Raw genomic sequence first — 25,382 nt, 5'->3', positions numbered from 1 at the left:
TTACTGCTGCCATTTGACGCCAAAAACGCGCACTGGCGCACCTAGACCCTTTAATGAATGTGTCCCTCTATCATGCAGTTGGTCGGTGTTAGGTAGCGCTTGCATCGTGGTTTCGGAGATCAAAATTTCGTTGGCCTCGCACAGGTCCTCAATGCGCGAGGTGACGTTCATTGGTGTGCCGACAAAGCCGTATTTTGCGCGTCGGTCCGAACCAATATTGCCCGCCACCACGGTGCCTGTATTAATGGCGATGCCCGTGCTGATTTGCGGCAGATCCGAGGTCTGGTGTTGTCGATTCACCGCGGCGACCGCCTGTTGCATTTCAATGCTACAAGCCACCGCACTTTGAGCGTGATTTGGGTCGTCTTTTGGTGCGCCAAATACCGCGAGAATGGCGTCCCCTAAAAACTCATCGATCGTACCACTGTGGCGCATGATAATCTCAGTCATGGTGCCGAGGTAGCCATTGAGCAACGATACAACCTGCTCGGGTGGCATTTGCGAGCATAGCTGGGTGAAGCCTCGGATATCGGCCATTAAGATGGTGACTTCTTTTAGATCGCCACCCAGACGCAGACCCTCGGGTTTTTCTAAGATGTCCGCCACTATTTCGTCGGTCAGGTACCGTCCGAAGGTGGCGCGGATGAATTTTTCGCGCTGCTCGAGCTGATGTAAGTAGTTCACCTCCCGATCATGCCACTGCTTGCGTTCAAGGCCCGCCGCAATTCGCGCATGCAGTAGCACGGAATTAAAGGGTTTGAACAGGTAATCGTCGGCGCCTGCGGTAATACACTCGACAACCGAGTCCAATTCTTGATGGCCTGAGATGACTATGACAGGGATCGAGCGAAGTTTTGGGTCGGCCTTGATTTTGGTCAGGGCCGTCTTGCCACCCATACCAGGCATGGATAAATCGAGCAGCACGACGTCGATCGCTTGGGTGCTAAGTTGTTCGAGAGCGGCTTCGCCGCTGTCAGCCGTGTACACAGTGTGACCAACGCGGCTCAGTAAGCGGTTTAGTACCGCACGATTATCGTTTTGATCGTCGACTACGAGAATACTGCCGACATTTGTATTGCGGGGGTCAGATTTGTAGGAAGGGCTCGCTTTCGCCACCGCTTCGGGGGTTGCACTGAGCTCGCGGATGGCAGCCACCAGCTCTGTCAGGCCATGCTGCAGTGCCTCTTGAGTTGTGTTACCCAGCTCTTCGAGCAAGATTTCCGCATAGCCGCAAGCGCTAGTGTAGTGATTGAGTAGGTCGTGGCGGCTTAGTGTTTGCGTAGTATTGGTCGCTAAGGCCGATAGCGACTTTGCCAGCAGTGTGCTCTCTTCGACCAGATCGGCGCTGTCGAGCGACACGAGGCTATCTTGGAGTAGCTCGCTGAGTTCTACAATCCGCTGGGTCGATAGAGCTGTCGCAGTGCTGGCTGAACTCATGGGTGCCTGTTTTTACATTCTTTGCCGCAGTATAACCCGCTTATCTTCTGCATGAAAACGCGTGATTTTCAACAGCGTGATTGTCTACGGTGGCAAGAAAACACGAACAAACAGCTAAGCGGGTGTGCGAATCGGTCGGATTGCGTTAAACTGCTCTCAATGAGGGGAAACCCTACAGAACAGACGAGGCATTAATGCTAGAAAAAGTGGAACTGTTTCAAGGGCTCAGCGCAGAAGAATTGGCCGCCCTGAGCAAGACGTCATCCGAGCGATCTTTTCCCAAGAATACCGTTGTCATTCACGAAAACGAGCCTGCAGACTCGTTGTTCGTGATTGTTTCGGGCAAGGTCAAAGTTTACTGCAGCGACAAGAACGGCAAAGAGTTCATAATGAACACTCAAGGTCCCGGGGATTACTTCGGTGAACTGGCTCTAGTGGATGATTCGCTGCGGTCTGCATCTGTTCGCACGGTAGAAAAAAGCGACTTCGTGGTGATCTATAAAGACGACTTTAATGCGGTGCTGGCGGCCCACCCCAACATTGCGAAAAGTCTGATCCGCAACCTAGCACAACGTGTTCGTAAACTGACGGCCGACGTAAAAAGCCTCGCACTTCAAGACGTCTATGGTCGCGTTGCTAACGTGCTGATGGATTTGTCCGAGGAGCGCGGTGATGGCACCTTGTTTATTCCCGACAAGCTAACCCAGCAAGACATCGCCGACCGTGTGGGTGCCTCGCGCGAGATGGTAGCAAGAATTCTAAAAGATTTGACGATTGGCGAATATATCCGCTTTGAAGGGCGCCACATCATCATCAATACGCGCTTGCCAGCTAAGTATTAAGCGGGTTTATCGCGCTGACTTCAAAATTTATTTGGCCATCCTTTAGGGTGGCCGAACCCTTGGTCTTCTCTGCAAAACCTGAAACGCCAGTGACCACATGCCCGTCGGCATTTCTCAATATCGCGTAGCCTCTATCGACGGTGCGCATTGGGCTCAAGCTGTGCAGCACATACTCAGTCTGCTTATGTCGGCCAGTGTGTGCGCTCAGGAGACGTTGCTGCCCACTTATTAAGCGTGTTTGTAATTTGAGTACTTGCTCATTCAAAGCCCGTAAGTTGCGAGCGGGGCTGTGCCAGCTCAGGCGCTTAAATAATTGTTGATATTGCGCCGTTTTTTGCTGCGTTAAACGAGATTGTTGTGCTTTGAGTCTGAGTTCAAGCTCGTCGATACGCAAAACTCTTTGTTCGATCAGTTCGCCAGGGTGTCGGAGTCTGGCTCGACTATTTCGAAGCTCAGTGCCTTTGGTTTTAAGAATGGCCGTATACCCTTTTGACAGTCTGACCAGGGCTTCGTGAATCCTTGACGGGGCCTTACTGTGGTCGGGTGACGCCATGGCGGCCGCGGCGGAAGGGGTTGGAGCGCGAGCATCGGCGACCCAATCACAGATTGTAAAATCTGTCTCGTGCCCGACGGCACTGATGGTGGGGATTTTATACGCAGCGATCGTGCGAGCCAACTGTTCATTATTAAAAGCCCATAGGTCTTCGAGCGAGCCTCCACCGCGACCAATAATGACAATATCAATGGGTGCCGTTTCGTGGAACCGTGCGAGCTTGTGCAAGGCATACGTGAGTCCTGCGGGCGCCTCGGCGCCTTGCACAGGCGTATCTGCGATAATGACTTCAAGCCCAGCCCAACGGCCGTGGAGTACACTTAAAATGTCGTGTAATGCCGCGCCTTTTGCTGAGGTGATTACGCCGATGCGCTTTACCTGGCTCGGAATCGATTTTTTTCGCTCAGGCGCAAATAGGCCCTCGGCCTCAAGTTGGGCTTTGAGTTGTATAAACGCCAATTGCAGGTCGCCGGTGCCAGCCGGTTCGATGTACTCGCCAATCAGCTGAAATTCGCCGCGTCCCTCGTACAAAGACACCTTGGCACGAAGGCGGACCTTGTCGCCATGTTTGGGGATAAACTTTAAAAATTGATTGCGATTTTTGAACATCGCACAACGTACTTGAGCGTTGTCATCTTTGAGGCTGAAGTACCAGTGGCCCGAACTTGCCCTGGTAAAGTTCGAGATTTCGCCGACAACCCAGAGGATTTGGAAGTGGCCTTCCAGTAATCGTCGGGCAGCGCCGTTCAGTGCGCTCACGGTGTATTCTTGCGTGTCTGCGTTATGTGGCTGAAAGTTGCCGACCATGATGCTTTTCGTTTCCGTTTATGTGTACAAACGCGTATAATTGCAGGTTTACCGAATTTCCGCCAGCAGGAGTAAAGCTATGCTGCGAATAGAGCAAGAAGCACTGACCTTTGACGATGTGCTGCTTCTTCCTGGCTACTCAGAAGTAGTTGCTTCTGACGTTAGCCTAAAAACACGATTAACTCGCGGTATCGAACTGAATGTCCCCCTAGTTTCTGCCGCCATGGACACAGTGACAGAAGCGCAGCTAGCGATTGCGATAGCGCAAGAGGGTGGTATTGGCGTTATTCATAAATCGATGACCATTGAAGAGCAGGCCGCGCAGGTCCGCAAGGTTAAGAAATACGAGAGTGGTGTGGTGAAGTCGCCCATCACCATCCAGAAATCGGCGACTCTAGAAGAGCTTACCGACCTGACAAAAGCCAATGGTATCTCGGGTGTGCCGGTACTAGATGGTAAAGATTTAGTCGGTATCGTCACTCGTCGCGATTTACGTTTTGAAACCGATTTTTCGAAAAGCGTGAGTCAAATTATGACCCCGAAAGAGCAGTTGGTCACGGTCAAAGAAGGCGCGTCCTCTGAACTTGTGCAGCAGTTGTTGCATCAGCACCGCATCGAAAAGATTTTGGTGGTGAACGATGATTTTGAGCTGTGCGGTATGATCACGGTAAAAGATTTCGATAAAGCCGAGAATTACCCCTTGGCTTGTAAAGATGGGCACGGCCAACTGAGAGTGGGCGCCTCGGTGGGCACAAGCCCTGATACGGATGACCGCGTTGCGGCTTTGGTGGAGGCGGGCGTCGATGTCCTCGTGGTAGACACGGCACATGGCCACTCTCGCAACGTATTAAACCGGGTTAAAAAAATCAAAGCGGAATACCCGCATGTGCAAGTTATTGGCGGTAATATTGCCACTGGTGAGGCGGCTATTGCTTTGGCCGAAGCAGGCGCCGACGCGGTAAAAGTGGGTATTGGCCCTGGCTCAATTTGTACGACGCGAATCGTAACGGGTGTGGGTGTGCCCCAAATTACGGCCATCGATAATGTGGTGTCAGCACTAAAAGAATACGACATCCCCGTTATCGCTGACGGTGGTATTCGCTTCAGCGGTGACATCGCCAAAGCCATTGTTGCCGGTGCAGACGCCGTAATGATGGGTAGTATGTTTGCAGGCACGGAAGAAGCGCCGGGTGAAGTGGAGCTGTATCAGGGGCGTACCTACAAATCCTATCGAGGCATGGGCTCGCTAGGAGCTATGTCGCGGACTCAAGGCTCGTCTGATCGCTACTTCCAAGACGCCAGTAAAGGCGCCGAGAAACTGGTGCCAGAGGGTATCGAAGGTCGCGTTCCCTACAAGGGGCCATTGTCCGGCATCATCCACCAACTCATGGGTGGCGTAAGATCGGCGATGGGTTACACCGGAAGCCGCACAATCGAGGATATGCGCACTAAGCCGAAATTCGCGAAGGTCACCGCCGCGGGTATGTTGGAAAGCCATGTGCACGACGTCGCCATTACCAAAGAAGCACCTAATTACCCCGTTCGTTAATTAAAGCGCGGCATCGCCGCGCTTACATTGAGATTACTGCCCCAATGATCACTGCTGACATTCATGCTCACCGAATATTAATTCTCGATTTTGGTTCTCAGTACACCCAGCTGATTGCGCGCCGTGTTCGCGAAGCCGGGGTTTACAGCGAGATCAAGCCGTACGACATGTCTGAGCAGGCTATTCGCGACTACGCGCCTGCTGGTGTGATCTTGAGCGGCGGCCCCGAGAGTGTCGGCGCTGACAACTCGCCGCGAGCTCCCGAGTGTGTCTTTGATTTGGGCGTGCCTGTATTGGGAATCTGCTACGGCATGCAAACCATGGCAGAGCAGTTTGGCGGTAAAGTTCAGGCGTCGGATACCAGTGAGTTTGGTTACGCGCAAATTGAAGTGATTGCGGAATCAGCTTTGCTGCATGACATTCGTGATCACGTGGGCATTAGTGGCGCGTCCTTACTAGACGTTTGGATGAGCCATGGTGATAAAGTGGTTCAGGTGCCCGCCGACTTTGAGGTGATTGCGAAAACAGAATCTTGTCCGATAGCGGCTATGGCTCATCGGTCTAAACCTTTCTTCGGTATTCAGTTTCACCCCGAAGTGACGCATACCCTTCAGGGTCAGCGTTTGTTCGAACACTTCTTGCTCGAGATTTGTGGCTGTGAAGCGCTATGGACGCCCGCTAATATCGTCGAAGATGCGATAGCGCGCGTGAAAACTCAGGTCGGTGGCGATAAGGTTCTGCTGGGTCTGTCGGGCGGTGTTGACTCGTCGGTCGTTGCGGCGCTGTTACACAAGGCAATCGGGGACCAGTTGACCTGTGTTTTCGTTGACAATGGATTGTTGCGCTTGAACGAGGGCGATCAGGTCATGGCCATGTTTGCTCAAAACATGGGCGTAAAAGTCATTCGTGCCGATGCTGAAGATTTGTTCTTAGGCAAGCTAGAAGGGGTGTCCGATCCGGAAGCCAAACGTAAGATCATTGGCAATATGTTTATCGAGGTATTCGACCAAGAAGCAACGAAATTGACCGACGTAAACTGGTTGGCTCAGGGGACGATTTACCCCGATGTCATCGAGTCGGCCGGTGCCGAAACAGGTAAAGCACATGTGATTAAATCGCACCATAACGTGGGTGGTTTGCCTGAAGACATGAAAATGTCGCTGGTGGAGCCGTTGCGCGAATTATTCAAAGACGAAGTGCGCAAAATTGGTCTTGAGTTAGGTTTGCCTTACGACATGGTCTATCGCCATCCATTTCCAGGCCCTGGACTGGGTGTCCGTATTTTGGGTGAGGTTAAAAAGCCTTACGCAGAGCTGCTGCGTCGAGCTGATGCGATCTTCATCGAAGAGTTGCACAAAGCCGATTGGTACCATAAAACCAGCCAGGCCTTTGCGGTGTTTCTGCCCGTTAAGTCGGTCGGCGTGGTAGGCGATGGTCGTCGCTACGAGTACGTGATTGCGCTTCGAGCAGTAGAGACCATCGATTTTATGACGGCACGCTGGGCGCACTTGCCTTACGAGCTGCTCGAGACGGTATCGAACCGAATCATTAACGAGATTTCTGGTATTTCGCGAGTGACTTATGATGTTAGTTCGAAGCCGCCAGCGACGATCGAGTGGGAGTAATAGGGTGACACTAACCTGTTGATTTATATAGGTTTGCGAGTTGCAAAGAAGTTACAAAGAGCCCCGTTTTTGGGGCTTTTTTACAAGCAAAGTTACAAACGGTAGCGATTACTGCGCATCATAAGTATCATGTATGCGTCCTAAGGTTATCTGAACATGATACCCATAGGTTGGGGCTTATCCTGTATGAGTAAGTTAACTCAGAAAGGACAAGCATGATGACAGCAGCAGCCCGTGTAGCTTTAGTGGTAGACAATACGAGAACGCAAAAACAGCGCAGCAAGCGCTCAGCTCCTACCCAGTCCTTCCTAACGGATAAACACTCTATCTACGGCGGAAAAGCAGAAATCGTCAGAACCCAGCAGAGCGGCGGGTACTGGCACTTTCGCATGTGGATTAGCGAAGAAAGTAAGTACGTTCGCAAGACGCTGAAAACCAAGCACTTGGATACAGCTGTAGAGCGCGCGGAGAATGAATTCTTTGCTATCAAAGCCAATCTCAATTCAGGCAAGCGCATCTTCAGCCCTACAGTGCAGCAAGCCGCTGAGGAGTACCTCAAGCATCGTTGGGAGGTGGACGTTAAGCGCGGCTCCATCACTGAGGGGCGCTGGGGCACCATCAAGTCGCAGCTGAATCACTTTGTCGCATATTGCGGCATTGTGGGGCGCAGTGAGCGAAGCAGCGTCACAAGGCTCAGCGACTTGGAGAGCAAGAGCCTGCAGGGCTACCAGCAGTATCGTCAGCAAAAGGGCGCCAAAGACGTCACTATCAAAAATGAGCAAGCCACCATCAATGCCCTCTGCAAATGGGCTTTCGATGAGGGACTGCACTCAGTGCAGCACTACGTGTTTCCCAGCATCAGCCGCAGAGGCGTTGATGCTGACACGTTACGTCGCAGTACCTATACAGACGACGAGTATCGTCGCATCACCCGTGCTCTCATTAGCTACACGGCAAAAAAGACGGCTAAAGCGGAGTCCCTTAGTGAAGACGAGCGGTTCACGCGCCAGCTAGTACGCCACTTTTTCCTTATTGGTGCCAACACAATGATGCGCTTTGGTGAGCTGTATCAGCTCAAGTGGGGTAATGTGGAAACCTACTCAGCTGAAGAACAGAGGCTCGTCACCATCAACGTGTTGGCTGAAACCAGCAAAGTGCGGCAGAGCAGGGTGATTAAGGTGCGAGGGGGCAAGCACTTTGACAGGCTGCGCAGTCTCAGCAAGAACACCAAGCAGGGTGATTGGGTATTCACTGCTCACAACGGTGAGCGTGTTACACGCGATGCGCTGTATTACCACTACGCACAATTGATGAAGCTTGCTGACATTACTGGCTGGAAAGAGCGTAACCTCACCTACTACAGCACCAGGCACTACGGCATTACTAAACGATTACAGAGTAATGCTAATCCGCTGACGCTAAGCAAGGTGTGCGGTACCAGCCTCAAGCACCTTACTGAGACTTACTACCATGCAGACTTAACTGAGCAGGAGCGTGCGGCACTGCTTCGCTACGATGGAAGTGCAGCAGATGTGGTGGCGCTGGACTAGAGCATCTCCACGGCGTTGCGCAGCAAATGGGGTGAAACCTCAATGTACCGTTGAGTGGTCGCCAAGCTGCTGTGCCGCGCAATCTGCTGAATTACACGGGCATGAACCCCACGCTCGGCTAGTTTGGTGAGCATGGTGCGACGCCCGCTGTGGCTGCTCGCCCCATCCATGCCCACTTGCTCATAGAGCTGGCGAAACACCTGCTGGATTGTCTGGCTGCTGAAAGCCCCACCTTTTTGGCTCGCTAGTAGTGGGGCTCCCGCAGGTGCTTTGGCTCTGTGCTCTCGTATGTACTGGGTAATTTCCTTCCTCAGCTTCTCGCTCACAACAGCTTGCTGACGCTGTGCGCCTTTGGTTTGCCAGCGCTCAAGCAGAATAGTGTGCTTTGCTTCCCCATTACTGCCCATCACATCCCCAATTCGCAAGCTGGCAATCTCACATGCCCGCAGTCCTGCACAGTAGCTAAGCATCACCATCAGCCTGTTCCTGTGTTGGTATCTCGTCAGCTTGGTGCTGTTGAGAACAGTTCGTAGTTCCTTGTCGTTCAAAACACGTGCTTGCTTCATCTTTGCTTTCCTCAGTAATTGGGGCTCCAATGACGACATGGGTTACGAGAAGCATCTTTTTGAGTTGCTCCTCTGTGAGTCGTCCCTTGTCGCTCATAAAATCACCTAAATACCTGTTTTTGTTACCTTTTATTGTATTTTCATATATTTCAAAGGACGACCGGTTTTTGCTGAAAACTGTAAGTTTCCGTAATTACTGGGTTTTTTGGAGTAATGTATGAAATTGCTAGTTTCCATACATTTTCAGCCTGAAATCTCCAAAATCTGCTTACTTTGGTAACACCAAGGCTTCCACATAAAACGCCCTGTAAGCGTCTACAGCACGTTTCATTCTGTTCCTAGCATCTTCGCTGTGCTGACTTGCAACCACGCTGTAACGGCTGATTTGAGCGTTGGGATAAATACATGTGCTTACTAAAGTAAGGAGAAGCACATGGAACAAACGAGTAAACATTTCATCAGCAAGTTAACCAAGCGAAGCGGCCGCATTGAACGGGACAGAGAAGACATCGAGCGCGAAGAAAGTGATGACGAGATAGTCACTGATCCGCTACATAATTTCAGACGAGAGCTACGTAGGGGGCTGCAGGATGCCGCGGACAGCTGTCTCAATGGTGGCCGAATAGAACCTGATGAGCGTACCCAGTACGAGCTACTGCGGTACGAGTTGAACAAGGCACTTGCGAAGTCACCAGAGGCGCGAAAGCAGTACATCCAGCGTCAACGTGAGTTCCAGCAGCGCTTCGAAAAATAACCCAATTCTGCTTACGCGACTAAGCAGAATTGATAAATAACTGCATGAACAGCCAACAGATAACCAAAGCCTACGTAGAGCTATGTTTGAGAGTCCAACCAGATTTTTACTTCGTGCTGAATTACCAACAGCACGCTCGCAGAAATCCTCTCAGCTACGAGCAGCTGAGTGCGCAAGTTCAGAAGCTTTTTTACAGATTAGAGTGCGACGAGTGGGGTTACGAAAAAAGGAAGCTCAAGCAAAGCGGAGCAAAAAAATGCCGCATTGAGAGAGCTGTGTGTATTGAGTGCGCCAGCTTCTATCACGCTAATGTGATGATGAAGCGTTACGGGAGTCAGTCAGACGAGTCACTGCTGGCTCACATAAAACGCACTTGGCTGGATATTCAGAATAGAGCTGGTGACTGGAGCGACGACTACCTTTTCCAGCTAAGTGGCAATCAGATAAAAAATCAGCAAGCAGTGTCCGTGTACAGCAACAAGGACACTGCTAAAGCAAATCAGCGCAACGAGGATGTTTTCTGCACGAAAGCCAGCTTCATACGTAAGCACAGCAATAAGCGGTGAAGCGGATGCCTCCGTTGTATTTATCACAGCAGAGGGCTGTGTTTGCTTAGTAATGACTGAAATATCAAAACCAATCAAAACCATTCACAACAACAAAGGAGTTCAAATTGATAACAGATGAAATATTCGCTCAACTGAAAACAGTAGACAGAAAACTCACTGAGAATGAATTTACTACCAAATACCTAAAAACCAGTCGCAGTTATCTGTGCAACAGGAGAAACAAAGGCAGAGATGTCAGCAATGATGTACTGCTAAATCTATATGGGGAGCTTGCTGGCATAGGTAGTGTTTGGCGAAGTGCAGCAGCTACTGAGTCCAATCAACGCCTACAGAGCAGATGGCAGCAAATGGCTGAGTTTCATATGGCGCTAGCGGGTGATGTTGTACACAGGTTACTGGAACGAGCAAAAGCATAAAAAAGGGAGCTGACGAGGCTCCCTTTTTTGTGGGCGACGGACGGGACTTGGACTTGAGCCAGCGGGCATCACAATCTACATGCAGCATCCTCCAGCTCTCGCCAATCACCACCACTAGCTGTCACCACGCCAGTCAGCTGCTCATCTGTGTAGTTCGCCAGATGCTCATAGTGCTGACGAAGCACTCGCAAGTGCCGCTCTGGCTCACCTCCATTAAGCTCAACATTGATGCACCTGCTGATGATGCCTTCGTCAATGTCGTACCTCTTATTGGTTGTCACATAGAAGATATTCCACGCAGGGCTGTCAGTGATGAGTCCTTTCAGGTTGGCTTGTGCAGCCGCACTCCAGCAGTCCAGCTCATCAAGTACAAAGTGGTTGAAGCTGCCAGCCACACAGCCATATTTCAGACTGTTGAGGCTGATGTCCTCAATACGCTGCACCACGCTCGTGCTGCTGTTGCTGTGATGCTTGCCGCAGTTGATGAGTGTAAAGCTGGCTGGCGTCACGTCAGCCATCGCTGATTGTTCTGGTGTGACGCTGACTCGCGTGCTGCGATAGTCGTAGCACCAGTTGTAGCTGGTTTTATCTGAGTCATCCGCGTGCAGATGCTCTAGTAAAACGGCTAACAAGTGAGCCAGAGTGGTTTTACCAGTGCCGTATTTGCCGTACAGCAGCAATCCGCTTTTGGCGTGATTGGGGAAGCTTAGCTTCCCCATCACTAGTCGCTTTATGTGCCGTTCTTCAGCTGAGTGAGTGAGCACAACGTCATCAATATTTGCAGGTAACATTACGCTACCTCCTGTCCAGCGCCTTCGCCAGCCAGCCTGTCCGCAGCGATAGCAGCTGTTGAGCGCTTTTCAGCGTCTTTAGCCAGCTTCAGTTGAGCTTTATAGGCCTTGGTAGCCAATGAATCCCCAATCGAATCCTCCTCAAATTGATACAGCACTTCCACTGTTTCACTGTCTATGGGTTGCGCTAGCAACACCACAAACCTATTGCCGCTGTTAGCAATGTTCAGCTGCGCTTTTGCAGGCATTGCTCGAACAGTTTCATTGATTTCGCTTTGCTCGACTTTTGTGCTGCTGGTGTCGCTACGCTTCTCCAGCGCAGCCACAATGCCGCCAGCATGCTCTAACCAATTTATGAAACCAGCTGCATCAGTAGGCTGTTGCTCACTTACATAGGCAGCTTTGATAACGCTGCTATAGCGGCTGCGTTGGCGCCTGTCTAAATCAGCGAAATTGAAAACCACGCTAACAATGCGACTTAGCAGTGAATTTGCGCCTTGGGCGCCTCCTAAAGCGACATAAGCTGCTTTGACGTCATCCCTGTACTTGTCTCGCTGGCTGCTATCGGCTTTTTCAACCAAATAATGCAGTTCATAACATTGGCCTAATACAGCGTAGAGCTGGCTCGTACTGTTTTTATACCAAGTGCTTGCCATAACAGACACATTACGCAGAGATTGCTCAATCATCACGCCATGTTCATTTTGGATGATGATGCTTTCAGTGCGAGTCTTGGCCGGCGATGTCATCAGAAAATTGGCAGTTGGATAGTTCATAAATTGCTCCTGGTTTTGGTTAGCATTGGTTATGGCTGTTGCGGTTTGAGTTGGCATAAATGTCTGCTCCTTGTGTTGTTCAGATGGACGGTTTTGGATTGAGATAGTCATATCGATCTCCTTTTTGAGACAAAAGTGTCCGCAGCCACACACTCGCAAGCGTGCGGACAATGGGTTTAGTGCGAGTGATTCAGTTTGTCGCTTTATGCGACACGGTTACTTTTCAGTGAGCAAAGCCATGTGTGCTTCGTAGAGATTCGGCTTTGCCCATTGCACGTGCTTCTTGCATCTCGTGCAGTAGACCTCGTATCTATGAGGCGACGACTTCGGCACTGGGCGCACGATGCAGGGATGTTTCTCATGCTTTTTTTTCATTGTTGCCTCCACTAGTTGCGACCACCTTGATGTTGTCCCTTGGCGTGACTTTGGGTTTCAGCTTTGCGCCAAGATCCCTCCAAGTTTGCAAATCTTCCACTGATGCCCAGCACAAATGTGTGTTGCACCCTTCGCAGCGAAACTCAGCAGCTCGTTCCCGATGAGCTGTGTAGTGAAGCTCGACGCCGTGTGGTAGATGTGACTTGATAATCCTGTCTTTATTGGACACCTTATGCCGCCAATGATTTGGAGTTTGCAGGAGGTGCTAGCAGAGCATTAAGTGCAGCTCTAGTTTCAGCGTTGACCAACTCAGGCGCGTGGCGGGCGATAAACCATTCGCTTGTTAGCTCAAGTTTGTTTTGGTCGCGCAGCCACAAAAAGTTCTTGCCGCCAAAGCCTTTTTCGATGATTCGCTTGTGAACAAGTGTCCAGCTCCCATATCTGTTATGCATTTGCGTAAGTCGACCCTTAGGAGGGCATCTGCCGTTGGATTTAAAGAATGAACAGCCGTCTTTAATAACAGTCCAAGCCACGTACTCGGGCCGGCTACGAATTTCAATCGCCTTCTGTGTGGCTAGTTCGGCCTCGCGCTGAAGACTGTTTGCAGCTGGATGTTCCTTAGAGATTCGATACAGTCTTGCGCTTAAGTTGAGCAGCTTGTTAGGGCAAACCATGCTGCTGATTGTTTTGCGAACGCGAGCGCGGCTATTGCTAACAATGGCTCCTTGAGTGATAGGGCAAGTTTCGTTGTTTAGCTTTTTGATCAACATATTAATTTTCCTTTTTTTCCGTTCTAGTAAGTTACGTAATAATGGTACGAGACAAAAATATGTATAAGGTGGTTAAGTATTTTTCATTCTATACTTGCTACAAATTCTGATCTGGCGTAGCATCTTTCCGACCTGTGTGATGATTGTTACATTGCCATATCGTATACATTGGTTTTTCTAAGCAGTTGAAATACTTGATACATGCTGTAGCAGTAAGACAATGAATTACGTATCTTAGGCGTTAAGACCTATTGATCTGCTTTAAGTAAATAAAACGGAGAAATTGATAACCATGGGGCCTCTTTTTTTTCCCAAACCACAGCCACTTAGCCCAAATACAAAAGTCCAGCTCGACGCCAAAGGGCGAAGAGTTTTGATTCGAAAGGGTAAGCCCGTGCTAGTGAAAGGCACGTGGACTGCGGATAGTCTGTATTACTTGTGGTTTGAGTATTTGAAGCGCAGTAATAAGTACAAAATTGCATGTGCGAGTAAGGGCAAGGGTATGAGGAAAATCTTCGATGATTTTGGAGATATCTTTCAGTACCAAGGACTAGATGGTTTTTGGCAGTGGTGGAATGAAAGGGGACAGTATCTCTTCGGGATTTCCCCAGTGTCCCAGTTGAATGATTTTTGCTCTCTTGAGGAGCTTGCAGAGCTGGAGACTGAAATTGCCGTAGGTAATTACCAGTTGGTAGCTTTGCCTACTAATCTCACCAAATCAGCATTGAAAAATCGTGTTGGTAAGCTCATCAGTCAAATGAACGTTGACCCATCGAGAAATGATCTCGCTAAGTACCAGATTAAACATGTGAAAGTAGACGCTGACAGTCTCAAGAATTGCTTACTTGCGTATGACTTAAAGCAGCAAGGGCTAGATGCGCTTGAAATTGCTTTTAGAGTAAAGAGTGTGACACCTAAGGAAGCTGAGGACTTGCTGATCGATGGGCGGAAAAATCCAAGGGAGGTAGATTTAGAAGGCCTAGTCGAGATGAGTGAGCAAAACCATGCGGAGTATAACAAGCGCTTAAAGAGGGCTGAGGAGATTGTCTCAAAGCGCCTTGAGAGATTGGGCAAGACTTGGGACGATGTGGATTACGACGCATTATTAGACAAAGAAATGGGGCTCCTTAAAACTAATTATGTAAGGACTGCTCGTAAAGCTAGTCTAAGAACAAACACTTACAAGCTGATCAAGAAAGCTGAAGCTAATATTGCTGCTGTTGAGCGAGGAGAATTTGGGTTCGGACATTGAGCAATTAGTGCATTGTGATAGTTCACCCTTGACGACGCTAATCACTTTAATTCGATGTATGGAAGCTCGAAGAAACGGCTTAACGTAAGCCGATTGAAGTGTTGAGTAGAAGCTATTATTCACTAGCCTATTGGACACTGACCAATAGTTAAAGAATGAAGATGGTTTCTGAATTTCGGGCGAAATTCGTCTAGTTCGATAAGTTTCTGAAAAATATCCTCGCTTACAACTAAGTGTCGGTATCGGAAAAAAGCAAAAAAAGGATGCGATTTATGGAGAACATTATCGAAGGTTGGGTGCTACGAAGTATCTCGAGTAACGTCGATGATCTGCCGGAATTGGGCGAAAACATCAGCGTAATTCCAGCGATCAAAATTGCTTTCGATGGCTATCAAGAGGATGACGACGGAATTGAAGATCTCAACGAACAGTCCTTCGCGGTCTACATCCATAAATGTTCTGGAGATGAAAACTTCATCTTCCCAGAACACGAGAAGACCGCATGGTCAGTTGTACAGAGACCAGCGGAAGAGATTTGTCACTTTGTGTGGGTAAGCATCGAATCTGGTGAATGCTCTGGCCCCGAGCTAGAGGACAGTATTTCAAACTCTGAGCTTGAATCGGCTCGGATTAAAGAAATTGTAAATACCCTCGCATCCAGGCATCCCGAATAACGAAGAGACAGATCTATGGCCATTAAGCTCCGAAAGGATACTCTGGAAATTAAAAACATCCAGGTAGAGAACCCATTGATGGCCGAATACCTGGCAGGTCTGCCCGAAGCTCAGCGAGAGGAAGCAGTTATTAAGGCTTTGGGGATCGGTATTCTCGCAGAGATAAAAGGTGAGATAGCTCAATTTCTGAATGAAACCGAGGGCGAAATTGGCAAGAGATTGGCAAATCTGAAAGCTCTGTATGAGTTACGTGAAATGCGGTATCGCGAGACGAGCAGTAAAGGTCTTGATGCTGAGCAGAAAATCCTTCAGGCACTAAAGGATATCCAAACTACTTCTGCATTTTCCGACGATGAAATTACGGATCTATCAACCGTTCGAGGTGTATTACCCAGGAACAAGACAGGAGACTTGTTGATTGAGGTGGACGGTTGCAACGACGTCACTATTGGTCTTGAGATAAAGCTTGATAAAGGCGTAAAGCTTGGACAAATCGATAATCGTGACCCCGCCGCCCAAACAGATACCGCGATAGGCCAGCTTTTAGAAATGCGCACTAACCGTGAGACCGACGCGAATGCGATTGTGTTTGACGAAGACAGCATGGATGCAACGGTTGCAGCGGCATGTCCAAACGGCATCAAATATGTCCAAGCTATCGGTTTCGTAGTGATCGTTAATACTAGGCGAGGAGACTACGAGAATCTCGCAATTTTTTATTCGATTGCTCGTGAAATGGCGAAAGCGCGTTTTGATGTGAACACTTTGGAGTCTGCATCTGTGGCCATGGTTGTCGAGCGTCTACTCTATCTTTTGAACGACTATCGGTCTGTTGAAAAAGAAGTGGGTTCTATCAAGAAGAGCGCAGACAAAATCAGTGCGTCGCTGACAAAGCTTTCAAAATTTGTCGGAATAACAGAGAAGTATCTTATGACCTTGTTGCAGAACGGAAAGCTCTCGGAGGAGCAAGTGATGCGACTCTATCAATCCGCTGAAATTGATTTCAAGGACAGCTGATCCTGGGGGCTCAATAGAGTGACAACCATAACGCCGCACCACGCCAAATACTATGCTCATGAGCTGACGTGCCGCCATGCTGCTGACAGTGTTGATCGCCTGTCTCAGTCGCTTTTTGATGCCAGTGTGGACCTTAACCCTCACCAGATTGAGGCAGCACTATTTGCACTACGGAACCCGCTTCAAGAGGGCGTCTTGCTGGCTGATGAAGTTGGCCTTGGAAAAACTATCGAAGCTGCTTTAGTACTATGCCAATGCTGGGCAGAGAGAAAGCGCCGATTGATCATTATCTGCCCAGCGGCGCTGAGGAAGCAGTGGTCTCAAGAGCTCGTTGAAAAGTTTGCTCTGCCCAGTGTCGTAATCGATGCTACGTATGTGCGCAGGTCTGGCATGTCTCCCAGAATGGCTTTGAGCGCGACTGCCTCAAAACAAGTGGTCATCATGTCCTACCACTTTGCCGCCAAGCTGGCGGATGATCTCGTGCCGATTCCATGGGATCTGGTGGTTATCGATGAGGCGCATAAGCTTCGAAACGCGCATCGTCCTAGCAACCGCATGGGGCAGGCTCTTAAGCTGGCCTTTAACGGTAGGCGCAAGATATTGCTAACAGCTACGCCCCTACAAAATTCATTGATGGAGCTTTATGGCCTTTCAACGTTACTTGATGAGCATTTGTTTGGTGATGAGAAGGCATTTCGTAAGCAATATATCAACGGCGAAGGCTCTAACGAGGAGCTAAGAGAAAGGCTTGCTGGCTTTGTCAAGCGTACACTACGACAGCAGGTACTTGAGTACGTTCGATATACAGAACGTTTGGCACTCACACAGCCGTTCAAACCCACTAATGAGGAGCACAGCTTGTATGAAGCCATCTCTGTATTCCTGCAAAGAGAGCACTCTTTTGCTTTGCCAAAGAAGCAACGGCACCTAACTGGCCTGATATTACGGAAGCTACTTGCGTCAAGCCCATATGCCGTTCTAGGAACGTTGCTAACAATTCGTGAACGTTTGCAAAAGTTGCGTGATGATTTTGATAATCAAAAACAAGAAGAAGATAATTTTTTAGCAAAGCTGGTCGAGGATGATGACCTTGAAGATGAATATCTAGAGGAGGCTGAGTTCGACCAGGAAGATGTCGAGCTAGGGCAGAGCGAAGAGCCGGCATTGTCAAAAGATGACTTGATTGAAGAAATCGGCGAGATTGAGGGGTTTATTGAAAAGGCAAGGTCACTCAAAACAGACACAAAGGCCCAGTCTTTACTAAAAGCCCTGGAGATGGGTTTTAAAAAAATGGCTGAATATAACGGCCCTCGTAAGGCAATCATCTTCACAGAGTCAAAACGTACCCAGAAATGTACGTCGTCAAACCCAGTTGGACAGTCAGCGGCCTGATTTAAGAGACAGTCTGGCCCATCAGGTTGTGGCCTAGTTGCCGACCATAATGTAACTGTCGGCGCTGAGCCATGGTATTTTGTTTAATCATTACTCGCTCTTCCAATATTTGCTGGCCTCGCCCGTAGTACACATCAGCGGGCGTCAGGTTATCCAACGACTCGTGATAACGCTCGTGATTGTAATGCATCACGAAGCGCTGGATGCTCTCCTCTAGCTCACCGGGCAGGTAATAGTGATTGAGCAAAATCTGGTTTTTCATCGAGCGATGCCAGCGCTCAATCTTACCTTGTGTCTGTGGATGATAAGGGCGACCTCGTGTGTGCGTCATGTCCTTGCTGTCCAGATAGTCGGCCAGATCACCCGAGATGTAGCACGGGCCATTGTCACTGAGCAATCGTGGCCGGTGGTTCACCTTGACCTGATCAAGCCCGGTAAAATCCAGCGCGTCGTTCAGTGTATCCATTACATCACCGGCCCCCATGCTGGTACACAAACGCCAGGACAGGATAAAGCGAGAGTAATCATCCAGCACCGTTGACAGGTAATACCAGCCCCAGCCAATGATCTTGAAGTAGGTAAAATCGGTCTGCCACAGCTCGTTTATCCGTCGACTCGGATGCTGGAACCTGTCACTCGCCTGCATCAGGATATAGGTAGGACTGGTAATCAGATCGTGCGCCTTCAGCAGCCTATACACCGTTGATTCCGAGATGTAGTAACGCTGGTTATCGGTATAACGTACCGCCAGCTCCCGTGGCGATAATTCAGGCTCTTCCAAGGCAAGATCGACAATCGCCTGCCGATGATTGTCTGGCACCTGATTCCATACTACTTGGGGGTGAGGCTGGTTATCTTCCAACGCATCAATACCGCCTTCATAAAAACGCTTCAGCCAGTTGTAATAGGTTGAGTGATGTATATCCAGCCGCCGGAGTGTTTGCCTGACAGACAAACTGGACTGTTCCACCAACTGGATAATCTCGTACTTCTCGGAGGCCGTGTATCTCATATACCGTCCTCCCCATCCCCGATCACGCTTTTTTTAAGCAGGCGGTTTTCCATCACTACTTCGGCCAGGGCTTCTTTTAGCGCCGCTGCCTCTGAACGCAACACCTTTACTTCATCGGAGGTGGCTTCCCGCACAATATCGCCAGATAGTCGCTTCTTGCCAGCTTCCAAAAACTCCTTCGACCAGCGGTAATAGATATTGGTATTGAGACCTTCACGACGACACAGTTCAGCGATACTGTCTTCGCCCCGAAGCCCTTCGAGAACAATACGGATTTTTTCCTCGGCAGAATATTGTTTGCGGGTGCGACGACGGATGTCACGAACGGTCTTTTCAACATCGGTTTTTTGCTTCATCATCTTCTCCTCTCAGAGTTAACGATGAGCCAAAACCGTCTCTTAGGCAATCAGGCTAATCTGTCCAATTGATGCTGACGGGGTACAAGCCCAGAACGGGGATGAAGTCTGGGATCAGGTCGATGGGGCGCAATGCGTAGCGTAGGCAACAACAATCATGACGAGGCATTTCGCATATCAGCACAAACCGTCAACATCTACCCCGCCGGCCATGATGCTCAGAGGCTGTACCAGTTCGGAAGCGAAGAGTTATACCAACGCATCTATGGGGGCGGCACATTGAATGCTGTGTTGTTGGGCCATTGGCTACTCATCCTTTTTGACAGCTTTCAGGAATTCCGCAAGGCTATCTTCGGCCGCTTTTTTGTTCGGGAATGGCCCGATATTTTGACCTTCACGGGTTAAAAAATACCAGTCACTGTTAATGGCGTGGATGCGATGTGTTCGAAAGTGTGGAGCTTCCTTCGGGTCATCTTTTCGTTGCTTGGGTGGATCGTTCATAGTCTTACCAGGGTATAAACCGCAATAAAAGAACGTTGAAAAAATCATGGGGAGATTCCTCCCCATGGTAGGGCTTTGGTTAACTATCAGTGTCGTGCTTAATGTCGCCTGTGGGAGTGGAGTTACTGGCACTTCTGCCATGCAACAACGCATAGAGCACAGGGAGTACAAACAACGTCAACAGGGTGGACGAGATAATCCCGCCGATCACCACGGTCGCCAGAGGACGCTGTACTTCGGCGCCGGTGCCGGTATTGAGTGCCATGGGTACAAAGCCGAGGCTTGCTACCAGGGCGGTCATCAATACCGGCCGTAAGCGGATCAGGGCGCCTTCGACAATGGCCTTCATCAGGTCACCCTGCTCGTGCCACAGATCGCGGATAAAGGCGATCATCACCAGGCCGTTTAACACCGCCACCCCGGAGAGGGCGATAAAGCCAACACCCGCCGAGATCGACAGGGGCATGTCTCGCAGCCACAGGGACAGAACCCCGCCGGTGAGGGCCAGTGGCACGCCGGTGAAGATGATCAGGGCATCCTTGAGGGAGCCGAAGGCCATCACCAAGAGTGCGAGGATGATGGCGAGGGTCACGGGCACCACGATGGCAAGCCGCTGACTGGCGGACTGCAGTTGCTCGAAGGTCCCGCCGTAATCCAGCCAGTATCCGGGAGGTAGGTCCACGTCGTCCGCAATGCGCGCCTGTGCTTCCTCGACAAATCCGCCCAGGTCGCGGTCCCGCACGTTGGCGGTGACCACCACCCGACGCTTGCCGTTTTCCCGGCTGATCTGGTTGGGCGCCGGAGCCAGCTCCAGCTCGGCCACTTCCGACAGGGGCACATAGCCGCCGTCCGGCAGGGGGACTGGCAGGTCCGCGAGGCTGTCCACATCCCGGCGGATGTCTTCGGGAAGACGCACCACCAACTGGAAGCGGCGGTCGCCTTCGTAAATCAGGCCGGCGTTTTCGCCCCCGACACCGGCCGCCACCAGACCCTGGAGATCATCCACGGTCAGCCCGTAGCGGGATAGCGCCATGCGCTTGGGGTGTACCGACAGCATGGGCAGGCCGGTCACCTGTTCGACCCGGGCATCGGCGGCGCCCTCCATGGATTCCACAACCTCAAGGACGTCGTTAGCCGATGCCAGCAACTGATCCAGGTCATCGCCGAACACCTTGATGCCGAGGTCGGCACGCACGCCGGAGATCAGTTCGTTGAAACGCATCTCGATGGGCTGGGTGAACTCATACTTGTTGCCGGGAAGCATTTCCACCGCTTCTGCCATTTCCGCCACCAGTTCATCCTTGGTTTTGTCGGGATCCGGCCATTGGTCGCGGGGCTTTAAGATGACAAAGTTGTCCGCCACGCTGGGAGGCATGGGGTCGGTGGCCACTTCCGGCGTGCCGATCTTGGCGAAGACCTTGTCTACCTCCGGAAACGCCTTCAGCCGTTCTTCCAGCTGCGACTGCATCTCGATAGATTGCTCCAGTCCGGTGCCCGGGATGCGCAGGGCATGGAGTGCAATATCCCCTTCATCCAGTTGTGGAATAAATTCCGACCCCAGGGTGGTCGCCAGCCAGAGACAGACCGCTACCAGCGCGGTCGCGCCGCCCAACACCAGCCAGCGGAACCTCATGGCCACCCGTAGCGCGGGCCTGTAGAGCGATTTGGCGCCGCTGATTACCGGGCTTTCCTTTTCGCTGATCTTGCCCCCCATAAAGACCGCCACAGCGGCGGGCACCACGGTCAGTGACAGCACCATGGCCGCTAGCAGTGCCATTACGACAGTGGCCGCCATGGGGTGGAACATCTTGCCCTCGACCCCGGTGAGTGCAAAGATCGGCAGGTACACCACAGTAATGATGGCGACACCAAAAAGGCTGGGACGAATCACTTCGTTGGTAGCCTCGAACACCAATTGCAGACGTTCCTTGAGAGCCAACTGACCCTGGTGCTGGGCCTGGGACAGGCGCCGGATACAGTTCTCGACGATGATGACCGCGCCGTCGACGATCAGGCCGAAGTCCAGCGCCCCCAGGCTCATCAAATTGGCGGATACGCCAGACCGCACCATGCCGGTGATAGTGGCAAGCATGGACAAGGGGATCACCGCTGCGGTTATCAAAGCGGCACGCAGATTGCCGAGCAACAGAAATAGTACCACGATCACCAGCAGCGCCCCTTCGAGCAGGTTCTTCTCCACCGTGGCAATCGCCTTGTCCGCCAAGGCTGTGCGGTCGTATACCGCCTCCACCTTGACGCCGTCGGGCAGGGAGGGCTGAATGGCCTCCAGCTTTTCGGCCACCGCCTGTGCCACCGCCCGGGAATTTTCCCCCACCAGCATCATGGCGGTGCCCATCACCGTTTCCTTGCCGTCGCGGGTGGCGGCGCCGGTGCGCAGCTCCTTGCCAATGGCCACTTCAGCTACATCGGCTACCCGGACTGGCACACCATCCCGGTTGGCAATCACCACCTGTTCAATATCACCAATGGTGGTCAGCTGCCCGGGCGAGCGCACCAGCAGCTGTTGGCCGTTGCGTTCGATATAGCCGGCGCCGCGATTGGTGTTATTGGCCCGCAGGGCGCTGACCAGTTCATCCACCGTGATGCCGAACTCCAGCAACCGTTGGGGCGACGGCGTGACGTGGTACTGCTTGTCGTAGCCGCCAATGGTGTTGACCTCGATCACGCCGGGCACCTGGGCCAACTGGGGTTTGATGATCCAGTCCTGGATCTCACGCAGTGCCGTAGCGTCCAGCGGACTGCCATCCGCTTGAGTGGCACCGGGCAGGGCTTCTACGGTGTACATGAAGATCTCGCCAAGACCGGTGGCGATGGGACCCATCTCCGGCTCCAGCCCGGGTGGCAGCGCGCTCTTGATGGCGCCCAAGCGCTCATTGATCAGGTTGCGGGCGAAATAGATGTCCGTGCCTTCCTCGAACACCACCGTGACCTGGGACAGGCCGTAGCGGGACAGGGACCGGGTATAGGACAGGTTGGGCAGGCCGTACAAGGCCGTTTCCACCGGGAAGGTGATGCGTTGCTCTGCCTCCAGGGGCGAATAGCCCGGTGCCTCGGTGTTGATCTGTACCTGGACATTGGTGATATCCGGCACCGCGTCGATGGGCAGGCGCTGAAAACTCCACACGCCCACGCCGACCAGCGCCAGAATAAGGGATAACATTAAAAACCGCCGCTCTATCGAGAGACGTAAGATGGCATTGATCATCATAGCCTCCTGGTTAGTGGTCGTGGGATGCGCCGGATTTTTCGATATCGGCCTTGATCAAATAACTGTTTTCCACCACATAGCGATCGCCTGCTTGCAGGCCGCCCAGCACCTCAGTCAGGTTGCCGTCGCTGCGGCCCAGCTCCAGTGGGCGGATCTCGTAGGTGTCATCCACCTGAATAAACACCACGGTCCAGTCCCGGAAGGATTGCAGGGCGCGGTTGTCAACCACCAAGGGGGCCTCCACCGTTTCCACCACGATATCCCCGGCCACCAGCAAACCGGGGGTCAGCAGTCCCTCGGCATTGTCGACTTCGACCCGGGCCAGGGTGTAGGGCGCGTTGCCGGGTGCCGGCAGCAGGTGGCGGATGGTGCCTTCCCGGTCAATGCCGTCAGCCTTCAGTCGGACTTTCTGGCCAATGGCAACCTCGGCCCGTTGGCCGGGGAAGACCTTGAATTCCGCCCACAGAGTGGTCAAATCGGCAATGGCGAATAGGGGTTGCTCCCCGGTCATTTCTCCGTTGCTGATCCGACGCTCAATGACGATCCCGTCGATGGGCGCTCGCAGTGCGTAGGTTTGCAGGCTTTCGTTGGACTCGACTTGAGCGAGCACGTCACCACGCTCGACCCGATCGCCCAGATTGACCTTCACCTGGCTGACCACGCCCGGGAAACGGGCGCGGATCCGGGCAATCTGCTGCGGTGCCGTGGTCAGGCTGCCGTAGGTGGTGAGGCTGCGCTCGATGGCACTCGGCCCGGCTGCGGCCGTTGTGATACCCGCTTTTCGGGCGATAGCCGGGGCGATCCGGGTGCGACCTTCGTGGGATTCCCAGTGCCAGCGGTAGTTCTTGCCGTCCATGGCGAGGCTCACTTCTACGTCGAAGGAGTGGGGTTCGGTCACCACGCCATCCCCCAGCCAGTAGTCCCCCTGGTAGGCGAAGTCGAAGGTGTCCACTTGCCCACCCAGGCGGGTGAGCTGGACATTGAGGTCAATATCATCAGTAACGGCGCGGCCATCCCTGGTGACCCAGGCCCGGTATTCCGGTGGGACCCCCTGCTCGAAGATCTGCAGTTCGACGGTGGCGTCGTTCTGTTGCAGCAGTATGCCGCCGTGAGGCCCCCTGGCCTCTGCCTGCGATTCGTCGTGTTGTTCCTCGGCAGCTTGTAAGGGGCTGATGGCAAGGCAGGTGGCCACCAGAATCAGACAGAGTTGTTTTATCAGTTGCATGGTGTGAATCCTGAATTTGTGGGTTAGCGCGTCGGGGCGCCCGGAACAGTCGCGAGTGGCTGCGCCGTAAGTTGTTCGATCAACGCCTGGTTGAGCAGCGCCGTGGTGGCGGCGTCGACCAGTGCCTCCCGTGCTGAGAGCAGCTCCCGCTGTGCGGCGGTCCACTCCACATAGCTGTAGCGGCCGTTTTCATAGGCTTCGCGGGTCTGAGTGAGTGCCTCGGTCAGGTCGGGAAGCATTTGGCTGCGAATCTGCTCAACAGTCTCGATACTCTGTTGCCGCAAGTGGTAGGCGTCGAACAGGCGCGAATGGAGGCGCAGCAGGGTATCCTCCCGGCGGAATCGGACCTCATCCCGCGCCGCCAGGGCGGCCTGCACCTCGCCGCGATTGCGCCGTCCGGAAAAGAGCGGTACTGAGAAACCAGCGGTCAAGGCGGTATCGTCCGTCTCCTCGAAACGCCGGACGCCCACCTGCCAACGGATATCGCTCTCGGACTGGCTGCGCGCCAACTGAATCTCCGCTTCACGGATACGCTGTTCGCTCGCGTAGATTTGAATGGCCGGGCTGTCGCTGACCCGCTGGTACAGGGCATCGAAGTTGTCGGAGGAACCGAACTGGAACAGATCGCCTTCCAGCATTTGAAAGTCCGGGCTGGTATCACCCCACAGCGAAGCCAGAGCCATTTTCCGGCTCTCGTAGGCGGCTCGAAGACGGGACTGCTCAATACGACTCTGGGTGAGCGCAGCCCTGGCGCGCAGGACTTCGGCCTGGGGCGCCGCGCCCCTGTCGGCGCGGCGGGTGACGATCTCGTGGGTGGCCTCGGCCAGCGCCACGGCTTCAGCGGCCAGTTCGAGTTTTTCCTGCAGGGCCAGTGTGGCGACAAAGCGCTGGGTCACCTGTCCCAAGAGATCCAGGGTCTCGGCCCGACGCTCGGCCTCGACCCGCCCGTATCGTGATTCAACCACGCTGACGCGGGCCTGACGCTTGCCGCCAAGTTCGAGGACCGATGACAAGGACAGGGTGTACTCCGCCCCGTCAACTCCTCGCAGATTGTCGCTGCCGAGGAAGTTTTCCACTTCCAGTCCGGCCTCCAGGGCAGGATTTTGATCTGCCGTAAGGCGGCGGCCCTCAAGGCCCTGAAGGCGAAAATCGAAGACCTGGAGGCCGGGGTTTTGCGCCATGGCCCGCGAGAGGGCCTCGGACAGAGTGAGCGGTTTCTCTCCGGCGTGTGCCAGGGCGGAACCGAATGCCAGCGCTAGAAGGCAAAAGGCATGGATAATAAAGTGGCACGGCATTGCGCGCCGCCCGTTTTTTACGGGCATTCTGAAAAGCATGGGACTGCTC

The 25,382-nt window shown here is 52.4% G+C and carries 22 protein-coding genes; 11 read left to right on the top strand and 11 right to left on the bottom strand.

Features of this window, described 5'->3' with window-relative positions; translation table 11 throughout:
• Positions 1 to 1,437, bottom strand: coding sequence for an adenylate/guanylate cyclase domain-containing protein (locus EYZ66_RS08830; RefSeq protein WP_083814403.1), 1,437 nt, complete (start codon positions 1,435 to 1,437; stop codon positions 1 to 3).
• Between the two features lie 194 nt (positions 1,438 to 1,631).
• Between EYZ66_RS08830 and EYZ66_RS08825 the strand changes: the two genes are divergently transcribed.
• Positions 1,632 to 2,279, top strand: a complete 648-nt coding sequence (locus EYZ66_RS08825) for a Crp/Fnr family transcriptional regulator (protein ID WP_009576539.1) — start codon at positions 1,632 to 1,634, stop codon at positions 2,277 to 2,279.
• Here the strand turns inward: EYZ66_RS08825 and xseA are convergent.
• Entirely contained in the window at positions 2,269 to 3,639 is a 1,371-nt protein-coding gene (xseA, locus tag EYZ66_RS08820; protein WP_009576540.1) for an exodeoxyribonuclease VII large subunit, read from the bottom strand. The genes EYZ66_RS08825 and xseA overlap by 11 nt on opposite strands.
• A 79-nt stretch (positions 3,640 to 3,718) precedes the next feature.
• Here xseA and guaB point away from each other — a divergent pair, with 79 nt between their 5' ends.
• The 3 genes from guaB (at position 3,719) to EYZ66_RS08805 (ending at position 8,363) form a co-directional block, all read left to right on the top strand.
• Positions 3,719 to 5,188 (top strand): IMP dehydrogenase, encoded by a 1,470-nt coding sequence (guaB, locus tag EYZ66_RS08815; RefSeq protein WP_009576541.1) that lies wholly within the window; start codon positions 3,719 to 3,721, stop codon positions 5,186 to 5,188.
• 47 nt (positions 5,189 to 5,235) lie between these two features.
• On the top strand, positions 5,236 to 6,813 hold the full coding sequence (gene guaA, locus EYZ66_RS08810) for a glutamine-hydrolyzing GMP synthase (RefSeq protein ID WP_280525413.1): 1,578 nt from the start codon (positions 5,236 to 5,238) through the stop codon (positions 6,811 to 6,813).
• A gap of 215 nt (positions 6,814 to 7,028) precedes the next feature.
• The gene (locus EYZ66_RS08805; protein WP_235714743.1) at positions 7,029 to 8,363 is read left to right on the top strand and encodes a tyrosine-type recombinase/integrase; all 1,335 of its coding nucleotides are present in this window, start codon (positions 7,029 to 7,031) and stop codon (positions 8,361 to 8,363) included.
• On the opposite strand, the gene EYZ66_RS08800 is transcribed toward EYZ66_RS08805, so the two are convergent.
• A complete protein-coding gene (locus EYZ66_RS08800; protein ID WP_040817041.1) occupies positions 8,360 to 8,929 on the bottom strand; it encodes a tyrosine-type recombinase/integrase in 570 nt (189 codons plus the stop codon). The genes EYZ66_RS08805 and EYZ66_RS08800 overlap by 4 nt on opposite strands.
• Positions 8,930 to 9,362: 433 nt before the next feature.
• Between EYZ66_RS08800 and EYZ66_RS08795 the strand changes: the two genes are divergently transcribed.
• Together EYZ66_RS08795 and EYZ66_RS08790 are read left to right on the top strand one after the other, a co-directional pair.
• Positions 9,363 to 9,683, top strand: coding sequence for a hypothetical protein (locus EYZ66_RS08795; RefSeq protein WP_009576545.1), 321 nt, complete (start codon positions 9,363 to 9,365; stop codon positions 9,681 to 9,683).
• A 673-nt stretch (positions 9,684 to 10,356) separates the two neighbouring features.
• Entirely contained in the window at positions 10,357 to 10,668 is a 312-nt protein-coding gene (locus tag EYZ66_RS08790; protein WP_040817035.1) for a hypothetical protein, read from the top strand.
• Between the two features lie 68 nt (positions 10,669 to 10,736).
• Here the strand turns inward: EYZ66_RS08790 and EYZ66_RS08785 are convergent, their stop codons facing one another.
• Together EYZ66_RS08785 and EYZ66_RS08780 are read right to left on the bottom strand one after the other, a co-directional pair.
• The gene (locus EYZ66_RS08785) at positions 10,737 to 11,459 is read right to left on the bottom strand and encodes an ATPase AAA (RefSeq protein ID WP_009576547.1); all 723 of its coding nucleotides are present in this window, start codon (positions 11,457 to 11,459) and stop codon (positions 10,737 to 10,739) included.
• Complete coding sequence (locus EYZ66_RS08780; protein WP_160195648.1) at positions 11,459 to 12,346, bottom strand: hypothetical protein; 888 nt, start codon at positions 12,344 to 12,346, stop codon at positions 11,459 to 11,461. The genes EYZ66_RS08785 and EYZ66_RS08780 overlap by 1 nt, the downstream gene beginning before the upstream one ends.
• A gap of 1,536 nt (positions 12,347 to 13,882) precedes the next feature.
• Here EYZ66_RS08780 and EYZ66_RS08775 point away from each other — a divergent pair.
• From EYZ66_RS08775 to EYZ66_RS08760, 4 genes are all read left to right on the top strand, one after another.
• Positions 13,883 to 14,632: a hypothetical protein gene (locus tag EYZ66_RS08775; protein WP_139042654.1), complete on the top strand. Its 750-nt coding sequence runs from the start codon at positions 13,883 to 13,885 to the stop codon at positions 14,630 to 14,632.
• Positions 14,633 to 14,904: 272 nt separating this feature from the next.
• A complete protein-coding gene (locus tag EYZ66_RS08770) occupies positions 14,905 to 15,306 on the top strand; it encodes a hypothetical protein (RefSeq protein ID WP_009577308.1) in 402 nt (133 codons plus the stop codon).
• 15 nt (positions 15,307 to 15,321) lie between these two features.
• Entirely contained in the window at positions 15,322 to 16,323 is a 1,002-nt protein-coding gene (locus EYZ66_RS08765) for a hypothetical protein (protein WP_009577307.1), read from the top strand.
• Between the two features lie 18 nt (positions 16,324 to 16,341).
• Complete coding sequence (locus EYZ66_RS08760) at positions 16,342 to 17,715, top strand: DEAD/DEAH box helicase (RefSeq protein ID WP_009577306.1); 1,374 nt, start codon at positions 16,342 to 16,344, stop codon at positions 17,713 to 17,715.
• Between the two features lies 1 nt (position 17,716).
• Here the strand turns inward: EYZ66_RS08760 and EYZ66_RS08755 are convergent.
• Positions 17,717 to 19,086 (bottom strand): IS3 family transposase gene (locus EYZ66_RS08755; protein WP_139042653.1). Its coding sequence is split into 2 segments (ribosomal slippage): positions 17,717 to 18,762 and positions 18,762 to 19,086, totalling 1,371 coding nucleotides; the frame shifts between segments, so codons are not numbered across the junction.
• 52 nt (positions 19,087 to 19,138) lie between these two features.
• A complete protein-coding gene (locus EYZ66_RS14400) occupies positions 19,139 to 19,252 on the bottom strand; it encodes a DUF1232 domain-containing protein (protein ID WP_083814430.1) in 114 nt (37 codons plus the stop codon).
• On the opposite strand from EYZ66_RS14400, the gene EYZ66_RS14210 reads away from it, so the two are divergent.
• Positions 19,216 to 19,488 (top strand): hypothetical protein, encoded by a 273-nt coding sequence (locus tag EYZ66_RS14210; protein ID WP_009577303.1) that lies wholly within the window; start codon positions 19,216 to 19,218, stop codon positions 19,486 to 19,488. The genes EYZ66_RS14400 and EYZ66_RS14210 overlap by 37 nt on opposite strands.
• On the opposite strand, the gene EYZ66_RS14395 is transcribed toward EYZ66_RS14210, so the two are convergent.
• The 4 genes from EYZ66_RS14395 to EYZ66_RS08730 are packed head-to-tail and all read right to left on the bottom strand — an operon-like array spanning position 19,390 to position 25,372.
• Positions 19,390 to 19,632, bottom strand: a complete 243-nt coding sequence (locus EYZ66_RS14395; protein ID WP_083814429.1) for a DUF6316 family protein — start codon at positions 19,630 to 19,632, stop codon at positions 19,390 to 19,392. The genes EYZ66_RS14210 and EYZ66_RS14395 overlap by 99 nt on opposite strands.
• A 31-nt stretch (positions 19,633 to 19,663) precedes the next feature.
• Positions 19,664 to 22,810 carry an efflux RND transporter permease subunit gene (locus EYZ66_RS08740; protein WP_160195718.1) on the bottom strand — a complete coding sequence of 1,049 codons (3,147 nt, stop codon included), beginning with the start codon at positions 22,808 to 22,810 and terminating at the stop codon, positions 19,664 to 19,666.
• 13 nt (positions 22,811 to 22,823) lie between these two features.
• The gene (locus tag EYZ66_RS08735) at positions 22,824 to 24,038 is read right to left on the bottom strand and encodes an efflux RND transporter periplasmic adaptor subunit (RefSeq protein ID WP_009575228.1); all 1,215 of its coding nucleotides are present in this window, start codon (positions 24,036 to 24,038) and stop codon (positions 22,824 to 22,826) included.
• A gap of 23 nt (positions 24,039 to 24,061) precedes the next feature.
• The gene (locus EYZ66_RS08730) at positions 24,062 to 25,372 is read right to left on the bottom strand and encodes a TolC family protein (RefSeq protein WP_009575229.1); all 1,311 of its coding nucleotides are present in this window, start codon (positions 25,370 to 25,372) and stop codon (positions 24,062 to 24,064) included.
• Between the last annotated feature and the right edge of the window lie 10 nt (positions 25,373 to 25,382).

The organism is Aequoribacter fuscus, assembly GCF_009910365.1.
In the GTDB taxonomy this organism is placed as follows: Bacteria; Pseudomonadota; Gammaproteobacteria; order Pseudomonadales; family Halieaceae; genus Aequoribacter; species Aequoribacter fuscus.
Note: the sequence above shows the minus strand (reverse complement) of the source record. Positions and strands in the feature narration are given on the sequence as shown.